The sequence below is a fragment of the Achromobacter sp. GD03932 genome (assembly GCF_029839485.1).
GTDB lineage: Bacteria > Pseudomonadota > Gammaproteobacteria > Burkholderiales > Burkholderiaceae_B > Achromobacter > Achromobacter bronchisepticus_A.
The window spans coordinates 180,923-196,243 of record NZ_JAOCAT010000006.1 but is presented as its reverse complement, the minus strand read 5'-3'; the positions used below and the strand labels follow the sequence as shown (position 1 = coordinate 196,243).

The 15,321-nt window shown below is 66.7% G+C and carries 15 protein-coding genes and 2 riboswitches; of the genes, 9 read left to right on the top strand and 6 right to left on the bottom strand.

Annotated features, from left to right (window positions below; genetic code table 11):
- Positions 1-74 precede the first annotated feature (74 nt).
- On the bottom strand, positions 75-1,304 hold the full coding sequence (locus N5C88_RS08070; protein WP_118934737.1) for a D-amino acid dehydrogenase: 1,230 nt from the start codon (positions 1,302-1,304) through the stop codon (positions 75-77).
- A 44-nt stretch (positions 1,305-1,348) separates the two neighbouring features.
- A riboswitch (glycine riboswitch) is annotated at positions 1,349-1,440 on the bottom strand.
- Between the two features lies 1 nt (position 1,441).
- Positions 1,442-1,533, bottom strand: a riboswitch (glycine riboswitch).
- A gap of 137 nt (positions 1,534-1,670) precedes the next feature.
- On the opposite strand from N5C88_RS08070, the gene ampC reads away from it, so the two are divergent.
- Positions 1,671-2,822 (top strand): class C beta-lactamase, encoded by a 1,152-nt coding sequence (gene ampC, locus N5C88_RS08065; protein WP_280015121.1) that lies wholly within the window; start codon positions 1,671-1,673, stop codon positions 2,820-2,822.
- 17 nt (positions 2,823-2,839) lie between these two features.
- Here ampC and N5C88_RS08060 read toward each other — a convergent pair whose 3' ends face one another.
- From N5C88_RS08060 to N5C88_RS08050, 3 genes are all read right to left on the bottom strand, one after another.
- Positions 2,840-3,844 (bottom strand): 3-hydroxybutyryl-CoA dehydrogenase, encoded by a 1,005-nt coding sequence (locus N5C88_RS08060; RefSeq protein ID WP_280015107.1) that lies wholly within the window; start codon positions 3,842-3,844, stop codon positions 2,840-2,842.
- 7 nt (positions 3,845-3,851) lie between these two features.
- Positions 3,852-4,949, bottom strand: a complete 1,098-nt coding sequence (locus N5C88_RS08055; protein WP_280015106.1) for an NAD/NADP-dependent octopine/nopaline dehydrogenase family protein — start codon at positions 4,947-4,949, stop codon at positions 3,852-3,854.
- A gap of 117 nt (positions 4,950-5,066) precedes the next feature.
- On the bottom strand, positions 5,067-6,050 hold the full coding sequence (locus tag N5C88_RS08050) for an AraC family transcriptional regulator (protein ID WP_118934745.1): 984 nt from the start codon (positions 6,048-6,050) through the stop codon (positions 5,067-5,069).
- 149 nt (positions 6,051-6,199) lie between these two features.
- Here N5C88_RS08050 and N5C88_RS08045 point away from each other — a divergent pair, with 149 nt between their 5' ends.
- The 7 genes from N5C88_RS08045 to N5C88_RS08015 all read left to right on the top strand — a co-directional run bounded on the left by N5C88_RS08045 (position 6,200) and on the right by N5C88_RS08015 (position 13,063).
- Positions 6,200-7,576 (top strand): MFS transporter, encoded by a 1,377-nt coding sequence (locus N5C88_RS08045; RefSeq protein WP_118934747.1) that lies wholly within the window; start codon positions 6,200-6,202, stop codon positions 7,574-7,576.
- Positions 7,577-7,723: 147 nt separating this feature from the next.
- Positions 7,724-8,569 (top strand): DUF2242 domain-containing protein, encoded by an 846-nt coding sequence (locus tag N5C88_RS08040; protein WP_280015105.1) that lies wholly within the window; start codon positions 7,724-7,726, stop codon positions 8,567-8,569.
- 93 nt (positions 8,570-8,662) lie between these two features.
- A complete protein-coding gene (locus tag N5C88_RS08035) occupies positions 8,663-9,088 on the top strand; it encodes a CopD family protein (RefSeq protein ID WP_118934751.1) in 426 nt (141 codons plus the stop codon).
- Between the two features lie 155 nt (positions 9,089-9,243).
- Complete coding sequence (locus N5C88_RS08030; protein WP_054452716.1) at positions 9,244-10,059, top strand: MetQ/NlpA family lipoprotein; 816 nt, start codon at positions 9,244-9,246, stop codon at positions 10,057-10,059.
- 15 nt (positions 10,060-10,074) lie between these two features.
- Positions 10,075-11,181: an ATP-binding cassette domain-containing protein gene (locus tag N5C88_RS08025; protein ID WP_280015104.1), complete on the top strand. Its 1,107-nt coding sequence runs from the start codon at positions 10,075-10,077 to the stop codon at positions 11,179-11,181.
- On the top strand, positions 11,162-11,818 hold the full coding sequence (locus N5C88_RS08020) for an ABC transporter permease (protein ID WP_280015103.1): 657 nt from the start codon (positions 11,162-11,164) through the stop codon (positions 11,816-11,818). The genes N5C88_RS08025 and N5C88_RS08020 overlap by 20 nt, the downstream gene beginning before the upstream one ends.
- A gap of 54 nt (positions 11,819-11,872) precedes the next feature.
- On the top strand, positions 11,873-13,063 hold the full coding sequence (locus N5C88_RS08015) for an aminotransferase class I/II-fold pyridoxal phosphate-dependent enzyme (RefSeq protein WP_059372628.1): 1,191 nt from the start codon (positions 11,873-11,875) through the stop codon (positions 13,061-13,063).
- On the opposite strand, the gene N5C88_RS08010 is transcribed toward N5C88_RS08015, so the two are convergent.
- Positions 13,038-13,499, bottom strand: coding sequence for a hypothetical protein (locus N5C88_RS08010; protein ID WP_165867970.1), 462 nt, complete (start codon positions 13,497-13,499; stop codon positions 13,038-13,040). The genes N5C88_RS08015 and N5C88_RS08010 overlap by 26 nt on opposite strands.
- A 187-nt stretch (positions 13,500-13,686) precedes the next feature.
- Between N5C88_RS08010 and ppk2 the strand changes: the two genes are divergently transcribed.
- Positions 13,687-14,955: a polyphosphate kinase 2 gene (gene ppk2, locus N5C88_RS08005; protein WP_251881831.1), complete on the top strand. Its 1,269-nt coding sequence runs from the start codon at positions 13,687-13,689 to the stop codon at positions 14,953-14,955.
- 4 nt (positions 14,956-14,959) lie between these two features.
- Here the strand turns inward: ppk2 and N5C88_RS08000 are convergent, their stop codons facing one another.
- Positions 14,960-15,313 (bottom strand): DOPA 4,5-dioxygenase family protein, encoded by a 354-nt coding sequence (locus tag N5C88_RS08000; RefSeq protein WP_059372634.1) that lies wholly within the window; start codon positions 15,311-15,313, stop codon positions 14,960-14,962.
- Positions 15,314-15,321: the final 8 nt, after the last annotated feature.

Below are 15,321 nucleotides of genomic sequence, written 5' to 3'. Positions count from 1 at the left end.
TTATTCGGACAGAAAGTAGGCGAAGCGGTACGAGCAAACCTGGTTGCATCAATGCTGGGTTTGCTCGCCTCAACTCAAGCCTCTCCCACCCCCTCCCTCACGCTAGCCGCCAGCATCTGCGCCGTCGCCGCCGACAAGGTCCAGCCCAGATGCCCATGCCCCGTGTTGTAGAACACGCCGGGCCGCCTGCCCGGACCCACGCGGGGCATCATGCTCGGGGTCATGGGGCGCAGCCCGCACCACGGCACCACGCGCGAAGTTCGGATGCCGGGGAAGTGCTTGCGGGTCCAGTCCACCAGCGGCTGCACGCGTTCGGCGCGGATGTCCATGTTGAAGCCGTTGAACTCGGCCGTGCCGGCCACGCGGAAGCGGTCGCCGAGGCGGCTGGTGACGATCTTGGCGGCTTCGTCCAGCAGGCTGACGTGCGGTGCGGCCGCCTGGCTGGCGGCGTCGTCCAGGTGCACGCTGATGGAATAGCCCTTGACCGGGTAGATGTTGAGCGTGTCGCCCAGCTGCCTGGCGAACTGCCGGCTGACGGCGCCGGCGCAGACGACGATGGCGTCGGCCTCGTGCTGCTCGCGGCGCGCGCCGCCCTCGCGCGCGACGTCGAGCACGTAGGGCGCGCCGTCCACGCTGATGTTGCGGATGTCGGCGTCCTGCGCGAAGCGCACGCCGCGGCGCTCGCAGGCGCGGGCCAGGCCGCTGGTGAACTTGTGGATGTCGCCGGTGGCGTCCGAGGGCGTGTAGAAGCCGCCATGGCAAGGGGTTTGCAGCGTGGGTTCGATGCTGCGCGCTTCCTCGGGCGACACCGCGTAGCGCTCCAGCCCGCCTTCCTGCAGCAGCGCATTGGCGCGGCGCGCGGTCTCGAAGCTGGTGGCGTCGTGGTAGATATGCAGGATGCCGCGGCGCTCCAGGTCGAAATCTATGCCTTCTTCTTCCGCCATGGCGTACAGGTGCTGGCGCGCGGCAATGGCAAGCCGCGTGGTCTCGATGGTGTTGCGGCGGTAGTTGCGGATCTGTCCGATGAACTGCGCCAGCCAGGAGTACTTGTGCCAGCTGAAGCGGGGATTGAGCAGCAGCGGCGCGTTGTGGCGGCCGAGCCAGCGCAGGCCTTTCATGATGGTGGCGGTGCTGTTCCAGACCTCGGCGTTGCTGGCCGACAACTGGCCGCCGTTGGCGTAGGAAGTCTCCATGGCCGGATAGCGCTGGCGGTCGTAGACGGTGACGTGGTATCCCAGTTTGCTCAGGGCATAGGCGGACGTGACGCCGGTGATACCGGCGCCAATGATGGCGATGCGGGGCATGATGGCTCCAGATTGAGTGGCCGCGGCCACCCGGCCGCAGCACCCCATCTGTCTCTGTACCTGAGAGCTTCACCCGCGGCGCAGGCGGCGGCGGGTTCCCCTTCGGTGGGCGCAATCCGCGCCTCTCTCCAGATTGTCTAGACCGCGCAGTCCTGTTTGCCTGAGAGTTTCCGGGGCGGTTGCTCCGTCGGCGCCTGCCGCGGGGGCAGGTCTCTTCTGCGGGGTTTTGGATCGACGAGGCGAGGATAGCCAAAATCCCCCAAAATGAGACCAAGGGTTAGTACCAATAAGGCGCCGCGCCGCGTTACGATGCTTGCGCGCCGCCGTCGCGGCGCCACCGATCCGACACGACAGGGAATGACGAGAATGCGCTTGAACAGCATGCTGCGCACGGGATTGTTTACGCTGATGGCCGCAGGCTGCGGGCTGGCGCAGGCCGGACAGGCGGAGACCGACAGCAAGGTCGACGAGGCGGTCCAGGCCGTCATGCGCGAACATGGCATTGCGGGAATGTCGATCGCCGTGACCCGCAACGGGACGCAACATTTCTACAACTATGGCGTGGCATCCAGGCAAACCGGCAGGCGGGCCGACAGCGACACGCTGTACGAGATCGGCTCCATCAGCAAGACCTACACGGCAACCCTGGCAACCTACGCACAGGCGCGCGGCCGCCTGGCGCTGAGCGACAGCCCGGCCAAGTATCTGCCCGAGCTCGCCGGCAGCGACTTCGCCAAACTGAGCCTGATCAACCTGGGGACGCACACGACCGGCGGCTTTCCCTTGCAGGTGCCCGACGCGGTCACGAACCAGGCGCAGATGATGGCTTACCTCAAGGCCTGGAAGCCCGAGCATGCCGCCGGCACGTATCGCACCTACGCCAACCCCAGCATCGGCATGCTGGGCGTGGTTGCGGCCAAGAGCCTGAACCGGCCGTTCAAGGCGGCCATGGAGCGGGACCTGTTTCCCAAGCTGGGCCTGACCAGCACCTACATCGACGTGCCGGCCGCCAGGGTGGCGGACTACGCGCAGGGCTACAACAAGCAGGATGCGCCCGTGCGCGTGAATCCGGGCGTGCTGGCCGACGAAGCCTATGGCGTGAAGACCAGCGCGCGCGACCTGATCCGCTTCGTCGACGCGAACATGGGCTTGAACCTCGCCGATGCCGAACTGCGCGGCGCGATTGCGCAGACGCACGTCGGCTATTACCAGCTGGGCGACATGACCCAGGACCTGGCCTGGGAGCAATTGCGCTATCCGGCGACGCTGGACGCGTTGCTGACGGCCAATGCCGGCAATTACAACAGCCAGAGCCAGCCCGTGACCGCATTGAACCCGCCGCTGCCGCCGCAGGAGGCCGTGTGGATCAACAAGACGGGTTCGACCAACGGCTTCGGCGGCTATGTGGCATTCGTGCCGTCGAAGAAGCTGGGCATCGTGATACTGGCCAACCGCAACTATCCGAACGAGGCCAGGGTCCGGCTGGCGTACCGGATCCTGGGCGAATTGGAGAAGTAGGCGCGCAGGCCGGCGCGCTATCGCGCGGGCGGCTGCCTTGCCGCGTTGTGGCGGGGCAACAGGTCCATCACTTCCAGACGCTTGCACAATTGCGCCAGCCGCTCCATCTTGTAGGCATTTACGTCCATGCCGGCGTAGTCATAGAAGCCCTGGCCGTCGCGCAGCCCGTTGCGCCCTTGTTCCATGTTGCTGGCGATGACGGCAGGCGAGGCGAAGCGCGGATCGATGGCATCGGCGAGGTAGCGCGAGGCGTAGTAGAGGATGTCGCCGCCGCCCCAGTCGATGAACTCCAGCAGCCCCAGAACCGAAAACCGCAGGCCGAAGCCCAGGCGCACGGCCGTGTCGATGTCTTCGGCGCTGGCCACGCCTTCATCCACCATGCGGGCCGCTTCGTTCATGGCCAGGGCCTGGATGCGGGGCACGATGTAGCCGGCGGCGGGGGCGCACTGCACGGGCTTCTTGCCCGCCAGGCGCAGCGCTGCCAGCAGCCCTTGCGTCGCGGCCTCGCTGGTCTGGGGGCCGCGGCTCACTTCCACCAGCGGTATCAGGTAGGCGGGGTTGAGCCAGTGAGCGTTCAGGAAGCGCTGCGGACCTTGCACCAGCTCCGCCAGCTCGGTGACCAGAAAGGTGGACGTGGTGGACGCGATGATGCTGTCCGGCGCGCAGGCCGCTCCCAACCACAGAAAGGCATCGCGCTTGGCGTCCAGGCGTTCAGGCACGGCTTCGAACACTACGCGCGCCTGCCGCAGATCTGCTTCGGCATCCTCGCGCGTGCATAGGCGGATGCGCGCCAGCGCCACCTCTGCCTGCGCGGCATCGAGCAAGCCCAGCCTGCACAGGATGCCGAGTTCGCGGCGCAGATCGTCCCGCACGCGTGCGAAGTAATCGGCCTGCTCGGCGGGCGGGCGCGGCTTGATGTCTATCAGCGTGACGTCCAGTCCGGCATGGATGTATGACAGCGTGATGCCCACGCCCATGCGGCCGGCGCCGATTACGCAGAGTCTTTCGTTCATGGCTTGCATCTCCGTGTCAGCAGCCTTCGGCCAGAAGCTGGCGCATGTCCGCGCGCGACAGGCGGTCCAGGCCCAGGCGTTCGAACGTGCGTCCTTCGGCGTAGAGGTCGCGTCCCGTGACCGCGCTGGCCAGGCTCAGCAGGCCTTGCGCGACCGGCGTCGGCACGCCCGCCCAGCGGCCGGCGGACACCAGGAATGACAGGCCAAGCCGCGTGTCCTCCAGCATGTAGCGGTGCGTGTGCAGGTCTATGTCCTCGCGCCAGTCGCCGCTGTCGGTGAGCCTGCCATGGGCGCCGCGGCCGTACATCCATTCATCGCCTTCGGCGGCATAGTGGTCGGCCAACGGGAAGTGCGGCGCGGCATAGCCCAGGGCCACGCGGATGGCGATGCGCTCCGCGTCCAGCGCGTCGGTCACGCGCCGTATGGAGGCCTGGGTGCCTTCGTTGTGGATGTCCCATTTGTCGAAGTGTTCCAGCGGCCCTGCATTCATCATGATGAGCGGCGGATGGATGATGGGACCGGCGTTCATCAGCGCGCCCGAAAGCCCGTCCTCTATCGGTTCGACGCTGGGGTAGGCGCGATGGACCACGGCCAGCGCCTGCTCCGACAGCCGCCGCGGAAAGACGCCGGTGGGCAGGCGGGTGGCGTAGCCGCTGATCACGACCTTTTCGCCATGCTTGCGGGCCAGGTAGGGCAGGGTGCCGGTCTCGGCGAAGGCCGTGTTCGCGGCATTTCCTGCTTCTTTCATGGCGCGGGCGAAGACGTAGCAGCCGAAGGTGCCCGGCGGCAGGAACACGACCTGGCCGTCGCGCAGCAGCGGCGCCAATTCCCGGGCCAGCGCTTCGTGGGTGGTGGAAGGCAGGGGAATGACCAGCAGCTCCGCATTCTCCACGGCAGTGGCCAGGTCGCGCACCAGCTGCAACTGGCGGGGGCCGTCGCCCAGCGGAATCTGGCGGCTGCCGCGATAGTCGGTGACCGTCAGCGCGCCCGCGTCGCGCAAGCCCTGGAAGGCCGTCCAGTCCCGGCGCCACCAGCGCACGTGATGGCCTTTCTCGAACAGCTCGGCCGCTGCCGCGTAGCAGCCGTGGCCGCCGCCTATGACGCTGATTCTCATGGTCAAGCTCCGTCTGATGGAGCCTTGATCCTAGCGGCGGCGCGCTGGCGGGGCTGCGCCGAACGCGCAAGCGGCGTTCCGATCCGGCAAGCGAATCCTGGCGCTGCCGTGCAACGCCTAATGCCTGCTTTGGCGCAGGGTGTCCGACGGCAGGCAGCCGTAGCGCTTGCGATAGTGGGTGGCGAAATGCCCGAAGCTGGAAATGCCGTGCCGCAGCAGGATGTCGGTGACGCTGTCGCCTTCGCCGGCTTGCGCAAGCGCCGCGTGCACCTGGGCCAGCCGCTGGTTGCGCACGTAGTCGCTGGGACTTTGCTTCAGGAACTGCGAGAAGCCGTTTTGCAGCGTGCGCACGGAGACGCCGCAGTGGGCCGCCAGGTCCGTCAGCGATAGCGGCTGGTCCAGATGGCTTTCTATGTAATCGCGCGCGCGCCGCACATGCAGGGGCAGCGGTTGGCGGCGGTCTGCCTGCAAGGCCTCGGAGTAGTTGTGCGGCAGCTGGGTCAGCAGCAGCGTCAGCAGGTAGTCTGAAAAGCCGGCGGCCAGCGTTTGCGTGACGCCTTCGATGGCGGGATGGCGGTACAGCCGGCATAGATAGTCCAGCGTTTCGCGCACTGCCACCGGTCCGGGCGCGTCGGCATCCATTTGCAGGTCGAACACCAGCGCCTGTTTGGCGGGGCGCTCGAGCAGCCGCTGCAGCTGGCGTTCCAGCGCCTCGCGCTCGATGCGCAGGATCAGGTTGCGGCAGTCGCGGCCGATGCGGATCACGCTGCGCTCGGACGGCGAGGAAATGGTCAGGCTGCCCGCGTTCATCGACGCGCTGCGCTTGCCCAGCGTGATCAGCCCGGAGCCTTGCAGCGTGATGCGGATCAGGTAGTAGCTGGCGATGTCGCCGGCGTCGATCTCGACTTCCGCGCCATAGTGCAGGTCGAACAAGGCTGCGTTGCCGAAGAAGACGCCGTACAGGCGCGATTGCAGGGGTTTTCCCGGGGGAACGCACATGCGGTGCGACCATAGGTGCTGGCTGACCTGGTCCTTGATCTCGGCGATGTTGCCCGAGTCCAGCAAGCAATGGCGGTCCAGCGGATTGGTGTCGTTGAACATGCTTTCCTGCGCAGCGGGAACAGTCCTTGCGTCAGGCGTATAGAGGCTGGCTGCGCAAAGACCTACAAAAGATGGGCCTGCAAGCAAGTGAGACACAACCCGGCCCTTGGGCATGGGCAGATCTCACCACCATACAAGGGAAACAAACCATGACTGACGGCAGCCCGCGGCACGGATCAAAACCTAGCTACGCCTACGAGTGGTACGTCGTGGTGATATGCATGCTAGCGTACATATTTTCCTTCGTCGACAGGCAGATCCTGGCGCTGATGATCGAACCCATCAAGCACGACCTGCAGCTGTCCGACACGCAATTCAGCTTGCTGCACGGGCTGGCGTTTTCCTTGTTCTACGCCTTCATGGGCATACCGATAGCCTTGCTGGCGGATCGCTATTCGCGGCCCAGGATCATCGCGATCGGCGTGGCGTTCTGGAGCCTGGCCACGGCGGCCTGTGGGCTTTCGCGCAATTTCGCGCAGATGTTTCTCGCGCGGATCGGCGTGGGCGTGGGCGAGGCGGCGCTCTCGCCCGCCACGTACTCCATGCTCAGCGACATGTTCCCGCGCGAGAAGCTGGGGCGCGCCGTCGGCATCTATTCGATCGGCTCGTTCATCGGCGGCGGCATGGCGTTCCTGATCGGCGGCTACGTCATCAACCTGCTCAAGAGCGTGGATACGGTTGCCTTGCCGTGGATAGGCGCAATGCGGCCCTGGCAGGTGACCTTCTTCATTGTGGGATTGCCTGGCCTGCTGATTGCGCTGCTGATCCTGCTGACGGTGCGCGATCCGCAGCGGCTGGGCTTGCGGCGCAATGCCTCGGGGCAGGTGCAGAAGCCCGCCATGGAAGATACCTTCCGCTTCCTGGGGCGCCATCGCAGCACCTTCTTCTGCCACTACCTGGGCTTCTCGTTCTATGCGATGGTGCTGTTCGCACTGCTGGGCTGGACGCCGGCGTTCTACATGCGCAAGTTCGGCATGTCGCCCTCGGAAGCCGGCTACATGCTGGGCGTGGTGGTGCTGGTCGCCAATACCGCCGGGGTGTTCTGTGGCGGCTGGCTGATGGATTGGCTGGCCAAGCGGGGCTACAGCGATGCGCCGTTGCGCGCTGGCGTGATTGGCGCGGCCGGCATGGCCCTGCCTGCGGTGGTCTTCACCCAGGTCGATTCGCTGTGGTGGTCGGTGGGCTTGCTGCTGCCGGCCATGTTCTTCGCCTCGTTTCCGATGCCGACCTCGACCGCCGCGATGCAGATACTGCCGCCCAATCAGCTGCGCGCCCAGGTATCGGCGCTGTTCCTGCTGATCTCGAACCTGATCGGATTGGGCCTGGGCACCACCGCCGTGGCCATGCTGACGGACCGGCTGTTCAAGAACCCGGCAGCGGTAGGGCAGTCCATGTCGGTCCTGGTTGGCGTGGCCACGGTGTTGTGCATCGGCCTGCTGGCCGCGGGCTGCAAGCATTACCGGCGCAGCCTGAACCTGGAGGCGCAGGAGGCGCCGCCGCTCGCGCCTGCGCGCGTGTCGCCCTGAACGAGGCAGCCAGGGCTGCCCGGGCCGCGATGCGGCCCTTTTTTTGAACTCTGTTACCTCTCCGTTGAACTGCACATTCCTCGTAAAAGAAATGGTGCCGGGGATGCGCTATAACGGACGCTTGACGCATTACTGTTCCCCCAATTCATGCCCCGTTTTCCCCGCAGTCCGTCGCTGGCCCTGTCCGTTGCCCTGGTGGGCGTTCTGGCGGGATGCTCATCCCCCAAGCCAGAGTTCGAAAAAGAAGACTTCACCCAGAACAACACTTACTCGCGCACCGTCGATGCGAGTAACGTCGCCGCCTGCGACGCGGGCCGCCGCGCCTTGCTGAGCCAGGGCTACAACATCGACAAGTTCGAGGGTTCGCGGGTCACGGGGCACAAGAATTTTCAGGACGAAAACGGCCAGCATACGCAGATTGCCTTCAACATCGAATGCGCCTCCGATGGCAGCGCGAATGAGCGCGCCACGGTGTTTGCCAACGCCGTGCAGGACCGCTATTCGATCAAGCGCACCAATAGCTCGGCCAGCGTGGGCGTGAGCGTGCTGGGCCAGGTGTCCATGCCGTTCGGGTCCAGCGACGATTCGCTGGTGAAGACGGGCAGCCAGACGGTTGCGCGGCCCAAGTTCTATGAAGGCTTCTTCCAGCTGCTACAGCGTTTCCTGCCGGACGCGCAGGCCGCCGCCGCGCCGCATGCGCCCGCAGGCGGCCGGGCCAAGGCGCAACCCAAGGCCGCGCCGGCCGAGCCGGCGGAATCTCCCGACAAGCCCGCGGACACCTTGAATCCGGCCGCGGCCAACGGCGGCAGCGAAACGCCGAAAACACCTGCCGCGGGAGGTTCCGGTTCGCCGGCCGCGCCCGCCGCTGCGGCTCCCGCGCCCGCAGTTCCCGCGCCCGCATCTGCTGCCCCTGCATCTGCTGCCCCCGCATCCAGCGCGCCCGCATCGACTCCCGCGCCCGCCGCCCCGGCCAGCCCCGAGGCGGCCAAGTAAGGCTGCGTTGCCGGGCGCCGCTTGCCGTAGCGCAAACGGATACGCCGTGCCGATACACGGCGCGGTCCGCATCCGGCGATAATCGCGGTCATCATGACCTATCAACTCCTGAAAATGCTACACGTGGCGGCCGTGGTCGCCTGGCTGGGCGGATCGCTGTTCGTGTCCCTGTTCCTGCTGTCCTCGCAGCCGCAGGACAGTGAAGAAGCGCCCAAGGAACGCAAGATGCTGGGCGCCTTGCGCCGCTGGACGCTCTACGTGACCACGCCGGCCATGGTGCTCACGTGGCTGGTCGGCCTGCACCTGGCCATGACCTTCGGCTGGTTCGCCATGACCTGGATCTGGGTCAAGGTGGGCTTCGCGCTGGCGCTGTCGGCGCTGCTCGGCATCCAGAGCGCGGCATTGCGGCGCATGGCCAATGGCAGCGCCCAGCGTCCGCCGCTGGTGGATCTGTACGCGCCCTTCACCGTCATCGCGTCCGCGGCCATCGTGACGCTGGTGGTCGTCAAGCCCTTCTGATCCGCGCGGCGGGGCATGTGCCGGGACCATATGCACAGCCGCCATAACCAAACGCCCCTGTAATAAGGACTCAACGAACTATTCGTTCGCCGGGTCCGTCCCCCTCCCTAGAATCGTTTCTCTCATAACCGCATAGCCTGAGAGGCGATTCCAACATGACTTCCCGTTTCTTCAAGCGCCTGCTGGGCGCGGTGCTGGCTTCGGCGGCAATGTTCCATGGCCCGGCTTTTTCGGCCGATCCCAAGCCGTTGAAGGTGGGCGTGCGCGGCGGCGTCGACGAGCAGATCTGGGAAGTGGTGGCCCAGGTCGCCAAGAAGAACGGCCTGGCGGTCGAGCCCGTGGTGATCACCGGCACCGCCAGCCCGAACGAGGCGCTCAACAACGGCGACCTGAACGCCAATGCCTTCCAGCACATTCCCTTCCTGAACGACCAGATCAAGCAGCGCGGCTACAAGCTCGTGTCCGTGGCCAACACGCTGATCTCGCCCATCGCGTTCTACTCCAGGAAGTACAAGTCGCTCAATGAGCTGCCCGAAGGCGCCCGCGTCGGCATTCCCAACGACCCCAGCAACCAGACGCGCGCGCTGGTCATCCTGCGCGACCAGGGCCTGATCACGCTGAAGGACGGGTTCGATCCGGCCACCGGCACGGCGACCTTGGCGGACGTGACCTCCAACCCCAAGAAGCTCAACTTCGTGGAAAGCGCTTCCGTGGTGCTGGCGCGTTCGCTGCCGGACGTGGACACCGCGGCCATCGTCAACAGCTTTGCCTATCAGGCCGGGCTGATCGCCACGCGCGACGGCATCGCGGTGGAGAAGAAGGAAAACAATCCTTACGTAAACATCATCGCGGTGCGCGAACAGGACAAGAACGCGCCCTGGGTGCCCGAACTGGTCAAGGCCTATCACTCCGAGGAAGTGCGCCAGTTCATCCTGAGCAAGTACGAAGGCTCGGTGATTCCGGTTTTCTGAGATCGGAGCCGGGCAATGATGCAACACGAATTCTCCATGGCCACGCTGGCCGATGCCGCGCCGCGAACCCAGGCCGCAGATGCGCACATCGTGTTCGAAGGGCTGCAGAAGCGCTACGAGGGCGCGCAGGGGCCGGTGGCCGCGCTGTCCGACGTGTCGTTCGCCATCGCCCGCGGCGAGGTCTACGGCATCATCGGCCGCAGCGGCGCGGGCAAGTCCACGCTGCTGCGTTCCATCAACATGCTGGAGCGGCCCAGCGCCGGCCGCGTGCTGGTGGACGGCGTGGACGCGGGCGGCCTGGACGAAAACGCGCTGGTGGGCCTGCGCCGCCGCATCGGCATGATCTTCCAGCACTTCAATCTGCTGTCGGCCAAGACGGTGGCCGAGAACGTGGCCTTGCCCTTGCGCGTGGCGGGCGTCAAGCCCGCCGCGGCGCGGGCGCGGGTAGAGGAACTGCTGGAGCTGGTGGGGCTGCGCGACAAGGCCGACGTTTATCCGGCAAAACTGTCCGGCGGCCAGAAGCAGCGGGTGGGGATCGCCCGCGCGCTGGTGCATGAACCGGAGATCCTGCTGTGCGACGAAGCCACGTCGGCGCTGGACCCGGAAACCACGCAGGCCATCCTGGCCTTGTTGCTGGACATCAACCGCAAGCTGGGCCTGACGGTGGTGTTGATCACGCACGACATGGCGGTGATCCGCGAGGTCTGCCACAGGGTGCTGGTGCTGGACGGCGGCCGCAAGGTCGAGGAAGGCGAGGTCTGGCGCGTGTTCGGCAATCCCCAGGCCGACGCCACGCGCGCCTTGCTGCGGCCCTTGCAGCACGACTTGCCGCCCGATCTCGCCAGCAGGCTGGTTCCTGACCTGCAGGGCCGCGCGGGCGTAGCCGTGCTGCGGTTGCGCTTTACGGGGCAGGGGCGTCCGGACGGCGTGTCCTTGCAGGCGCTGGCCGCGCTCGGCCCCGGCGCGACGCTACTGCACGGCGGACTGGACCGCCTGCGCGGCCATGCGCAGGGCAGCCTGCTGGTGTCCGTGCCCGCGGGCGCATTACAGGAAGAGGCCGCGCGCGCCGCGCTGGTGGCCGATCAAATCAAGGTGCTGGGTTATGTCGCTGCCAATGCTTGATAAATACCTGCAGGCTTTCCTGCAGACCCTGGCGATGGTGAGCGTGTCCGCCGTCATCGCCATCGTTCTCGGCCTGGCGCTGGCCGTGGTGCTGACCGTCACCGCGCCGGGGAATCTGTATTCCCGGCCGCGCTTCAACAAGGTCCTGTCGGTGACGGTCAATACCTTCCGCGCCATCCCCTTCATCATCCTGCTGGTGGCGATGCTGCCGTTCACGCGCTTTCTGGTGGGCACCACACTGGGCACCTGGGCCGCCATCGTGCCGCTATCGGCCAATCTGGTGCCGTTCTTCGCGCGCATCGCCCAGGTCAGCCTGAACGACGTGGATCACGGGCTGGTGGAGGCGGCCAGGGCCATGGGTTGCCGCCGTTGGCACATCGTGCGCCACGTGCTGTTGCCGGAAGCCTTGCCGGGCATCATCGGCGGCATGACCGTCAGCGTCATCGCGATGATCAACGCTTCTGCCATGGCGGGCGCCGTAGGCGCGGGCGGCCTGGGCGATCTGGCCATTCGCTACGGCTACGAACGCTACGAGACCCGCGTGATGTTCGAGGTGATCGTGATCCTGATCGCGCTGGTCTCCATTGTGCAATTCACCGGCGAATGGCTGTCGCGCCGCGCCGACCACAAACGCTGACTCCACGCCGGGGCTGCGCGCCCCGGCCTTACCCGAAAACACAGGAACGCTGAAATGTCCGACTCCTCGCAACACGGTTTTGCCACGCGCGCCATCCACCTGGGCTATGACCCGCTGGACGAGCAGGGCGCCCTGGCTCCGCCGCTCTATCTGACCTCCACCTACACCCAGGACAGCATCGAATCCTTCGACCAGATCCGCCTGGGCGAAAAGCAGGGTTACGTCTACGGCCGCACGCGCAATCCGACGCAGGCGCTGCTGGAAGAGCGCCTGGCCTCGCTGGAAGGCGCGGAGGCCGGCGTGGTGACCGCCTCCGGCATGGCGGCGATTTCGGCGACCCTGTTCTCGCTATTGCAGAGCGGCGATGAAATCGTCGTGGACCAGATCGTGTATGGCACCGCCTTCACCCTGTTCACGCAAGGCCTGGCGCGCTTTGGCGTGCGCGCGGTGTTTGCCGATTTCACCCGCCCCGAGACCGTGGCGGCGGCCATCGGCCCCAACACGCGCGCGGTCTACTTCGAGACGCCGGCCAATCCCAACCTGCGCCTGGTGGATATCGCGGCGGTGTCCGCCATTGCCCGCGGCAAGGGTCTGCTGACCATCGTCGACAACACTTTCGCCACGCCGGTGCTGCAGCGTCCGCTGGAGCATGGCGCCGACGTCGTGCTGCATTCGGCCACCAAGTACCTGGGCGGCCACGGCGACCTGCTGGCGGGGGCGGTGCTGGGGCGCAAGGAACACATCGATGCGATCCGGCTGCAAGGGCTGCGCTACTTTACCGGCGCAACCTTGTCGCCCTTCACCGCCTTCCTGGTGCTGCGCGGCATCAAGACGCTGGAGCTGCGCGTGGCGCGCCACAGTGAATCCGCGCTGAAGGTGGCCAAGCTGCTGCGCGAGCATCCCGCGGTGGCAGACGTGTTCTATCCGGGCCTGGCGGATACGGCGGGCGCGGAGATCGCGCGCCGCCAGCAATCGGCCGGCGGCGGCCTGGTCGCGTTCGAACTCAAGGGTGGACTGGCGGCGGGACGCCGCCTGCTCAACAGCCTGAAGCTGGCGCGCATCGCGGTCAGCCTGGGCGATCCGGAAACCCTGATCCAGCATCCCGCGTCCATGACGCATGCCAGCTACTCTGCCGAGGACCGCGAGCGCTATGGACTGTCCGAGGGCTTGCTGCGGCTGTCGGTGGGCCTGGAGACGCCCGAGGACATCCTGGCCGACCTCAAGCAGGGCCTGGATCGGGCGTAGTGGCCACGCGCCGCCACGCCACCCATTCCCCATGGTCCTCGAAGTTGCGCGGCCCGCGCGCGGCCGCGGCCAGCCCCGCGCGCAGCGCGCCCATGTCCAGGCCCGGCATGTTCCGCAGCAGGGCGGCAGGCAGTCGTTCGGCGTCGAGCGTGGCCTCGTCGAATTCCATGGCCATCAGCCCGCCGCCGTCGCTGGGTACGCGCAGGAACCACAGGCCTTCCATGTAGTCGCCCGACCAGGGATCGGGAAAGACGGCCTGCGTGTAGCGGAAGCCGAATTCATGGATGTCGCTCCAGGGCCAGAATTCCTGCTGGCCCAGGGCGCGCGCCAGTTCGCTGCTGCGCGTGAAACCGGCTTCATCGAAGCTCACGGTTTCGCGCAGGGGATCTTCGGGCGGCGTCGGGCCGGCTAGCAGCCGTTTGATGAATGACCACATGGCGCAGGGGCGGGTGTAGGGAGGCCAGTGTAGCGGCCTTCGTTGCTGCAAAAATGTTACAACGTTTGATCAAAGTCAAATCCGCGGGGCAGGGCTCGGAGTAGCGTTTGCGCTTTTCCCGACTGAGGCCGCAGGCGCAAGCCTGGCCGGCGCGGACAGGACGATCAGCGCAGCGAGGACAGGATCGATGACAGACAAGACCCCCCCAGCCACCGAACAAGCCGTAGCCGACACGCCGCGCAGGCGCGCGGCCAAGCGGACCGCCAGCGCCTCCAAGAGGCCGGCGGTCAAGACGGTCGTCACGCCGGTAACCACCAGCCGCAGGCCGCGCGCGGCCAAGGCGCCTGCCGCGGTGGATCCCGCGGCGGGCGATCCCGCGGCGGGCGATCTCGCGGCGGGCGCTCCCGCGCCGGTTGACCCCGTATCGGCCGCGGCCGCCGCCGAGCCGGCTCTCGATGTGCGCAAACGCGTCGTCGCCCGTCAGGACGCCGCGCGTCAGGAAACCGTCGCCGTGCTGGCCGACATCGCGCGCCGCTACAACGTCAGCGCGCCGGCCCAGGCGCGCGAGGCGCTGCGCTCGGTCATCGAGGAACTGTCGCCGGACGATGCGCAGGCCGTGCACCGCGCGTTGCTGGAAGCCAATTCGGCAGCACCGCGCACACGCCGCAATCCCGACGATGAGCTGGCCGCGGACTGGCGCGAAGGCATCTATCCCTATCGCCACCGCATGCTGCGCCGTAACTACGAAAAGCAGAAGTACAGCCTGCAGGTCGAACTGCTGAAGCTGCAGGCCTGGGTCAAGGCCACCGGCCAGCGCGTCGTGATCCTGTTCGAAGGCCGCGACGCCGCCGGCAAGGGCGGCACCATCAAGCGCATGATGGAACACCTGAACCCGCGCGGCGCGCGCGTGGTCGCGCTGGAAAAGCCTTCCGACACGGAAAAGGGCCAGTGGTACTTCCAGCGCTACGTGCAGCACCTGCCGACCGCGGGCGAGATCGTCATGTTCGACCGCTCCTGGTACAACCGCGCCGGCGTCGAGCGCGTGATGGGCTTTTGCACCCAGAACGAATACCTGGACTTCCTGCGCCAGGTGCCGGATTTCGAGCGCCATCTGGTCAGCAGCGGTATCCACCTGATCAAGTTCTGGTTCTCGGTCAGCCAGGAAGAACAGCGCCGCCGCTTCCTGCAGCGCAAGGTGCATCCGCTCAAGCAGTGGAAGCTCAGCCCGGTGGACCTGGCCTCGCTGGACAAGTGGGACGACTACACCCGCGCCAAGGAAGCCATGTTCGCGCACACCGACACGGCCGACGCGCCCTGGGTGGTGGTCAAGTCCGACTGCAAGAAGCGCGCGCGGATCAATGCGATGCGCTACGTGCTCAGCCGCCTGCCATACGAAGGCAAGAGCAGCGATCCCATGATGGCGCTGGATTCGCTGATCGTGGGCCGCGCGCTGTAGCGGTTCAGGCGCCCAGCGCCTGCAGGTTCAGGGTGTGGCTGCGGCCGATCCACACGGCGCAGTCGCGGTGGTCGCGCAGGGAGTCGCCGGTGTTGGGATGCATGAAGACATCCAGCGCTCCGTGGTGCAGCGTCAGCCAGGTGGCGATCTCCGCGAAGCGCTCGGGCGTGAAGGCAATCTGGTAGCTCCACTGGGGATGCGGGCCGACGGGGCGCTCATGGAAGCGCCCCAGCTCCATCTGGCCGGCAAAGCGCGCGGCGATCCGTTCGCGCAGGGCGTGCGCGGCGTCGCGGCTGGCGGCGTCGAAATACACATGGGCGTGCCAACTGGCGACGGCGCTGGTTTGGGATTCGGTCATTGCTGTTG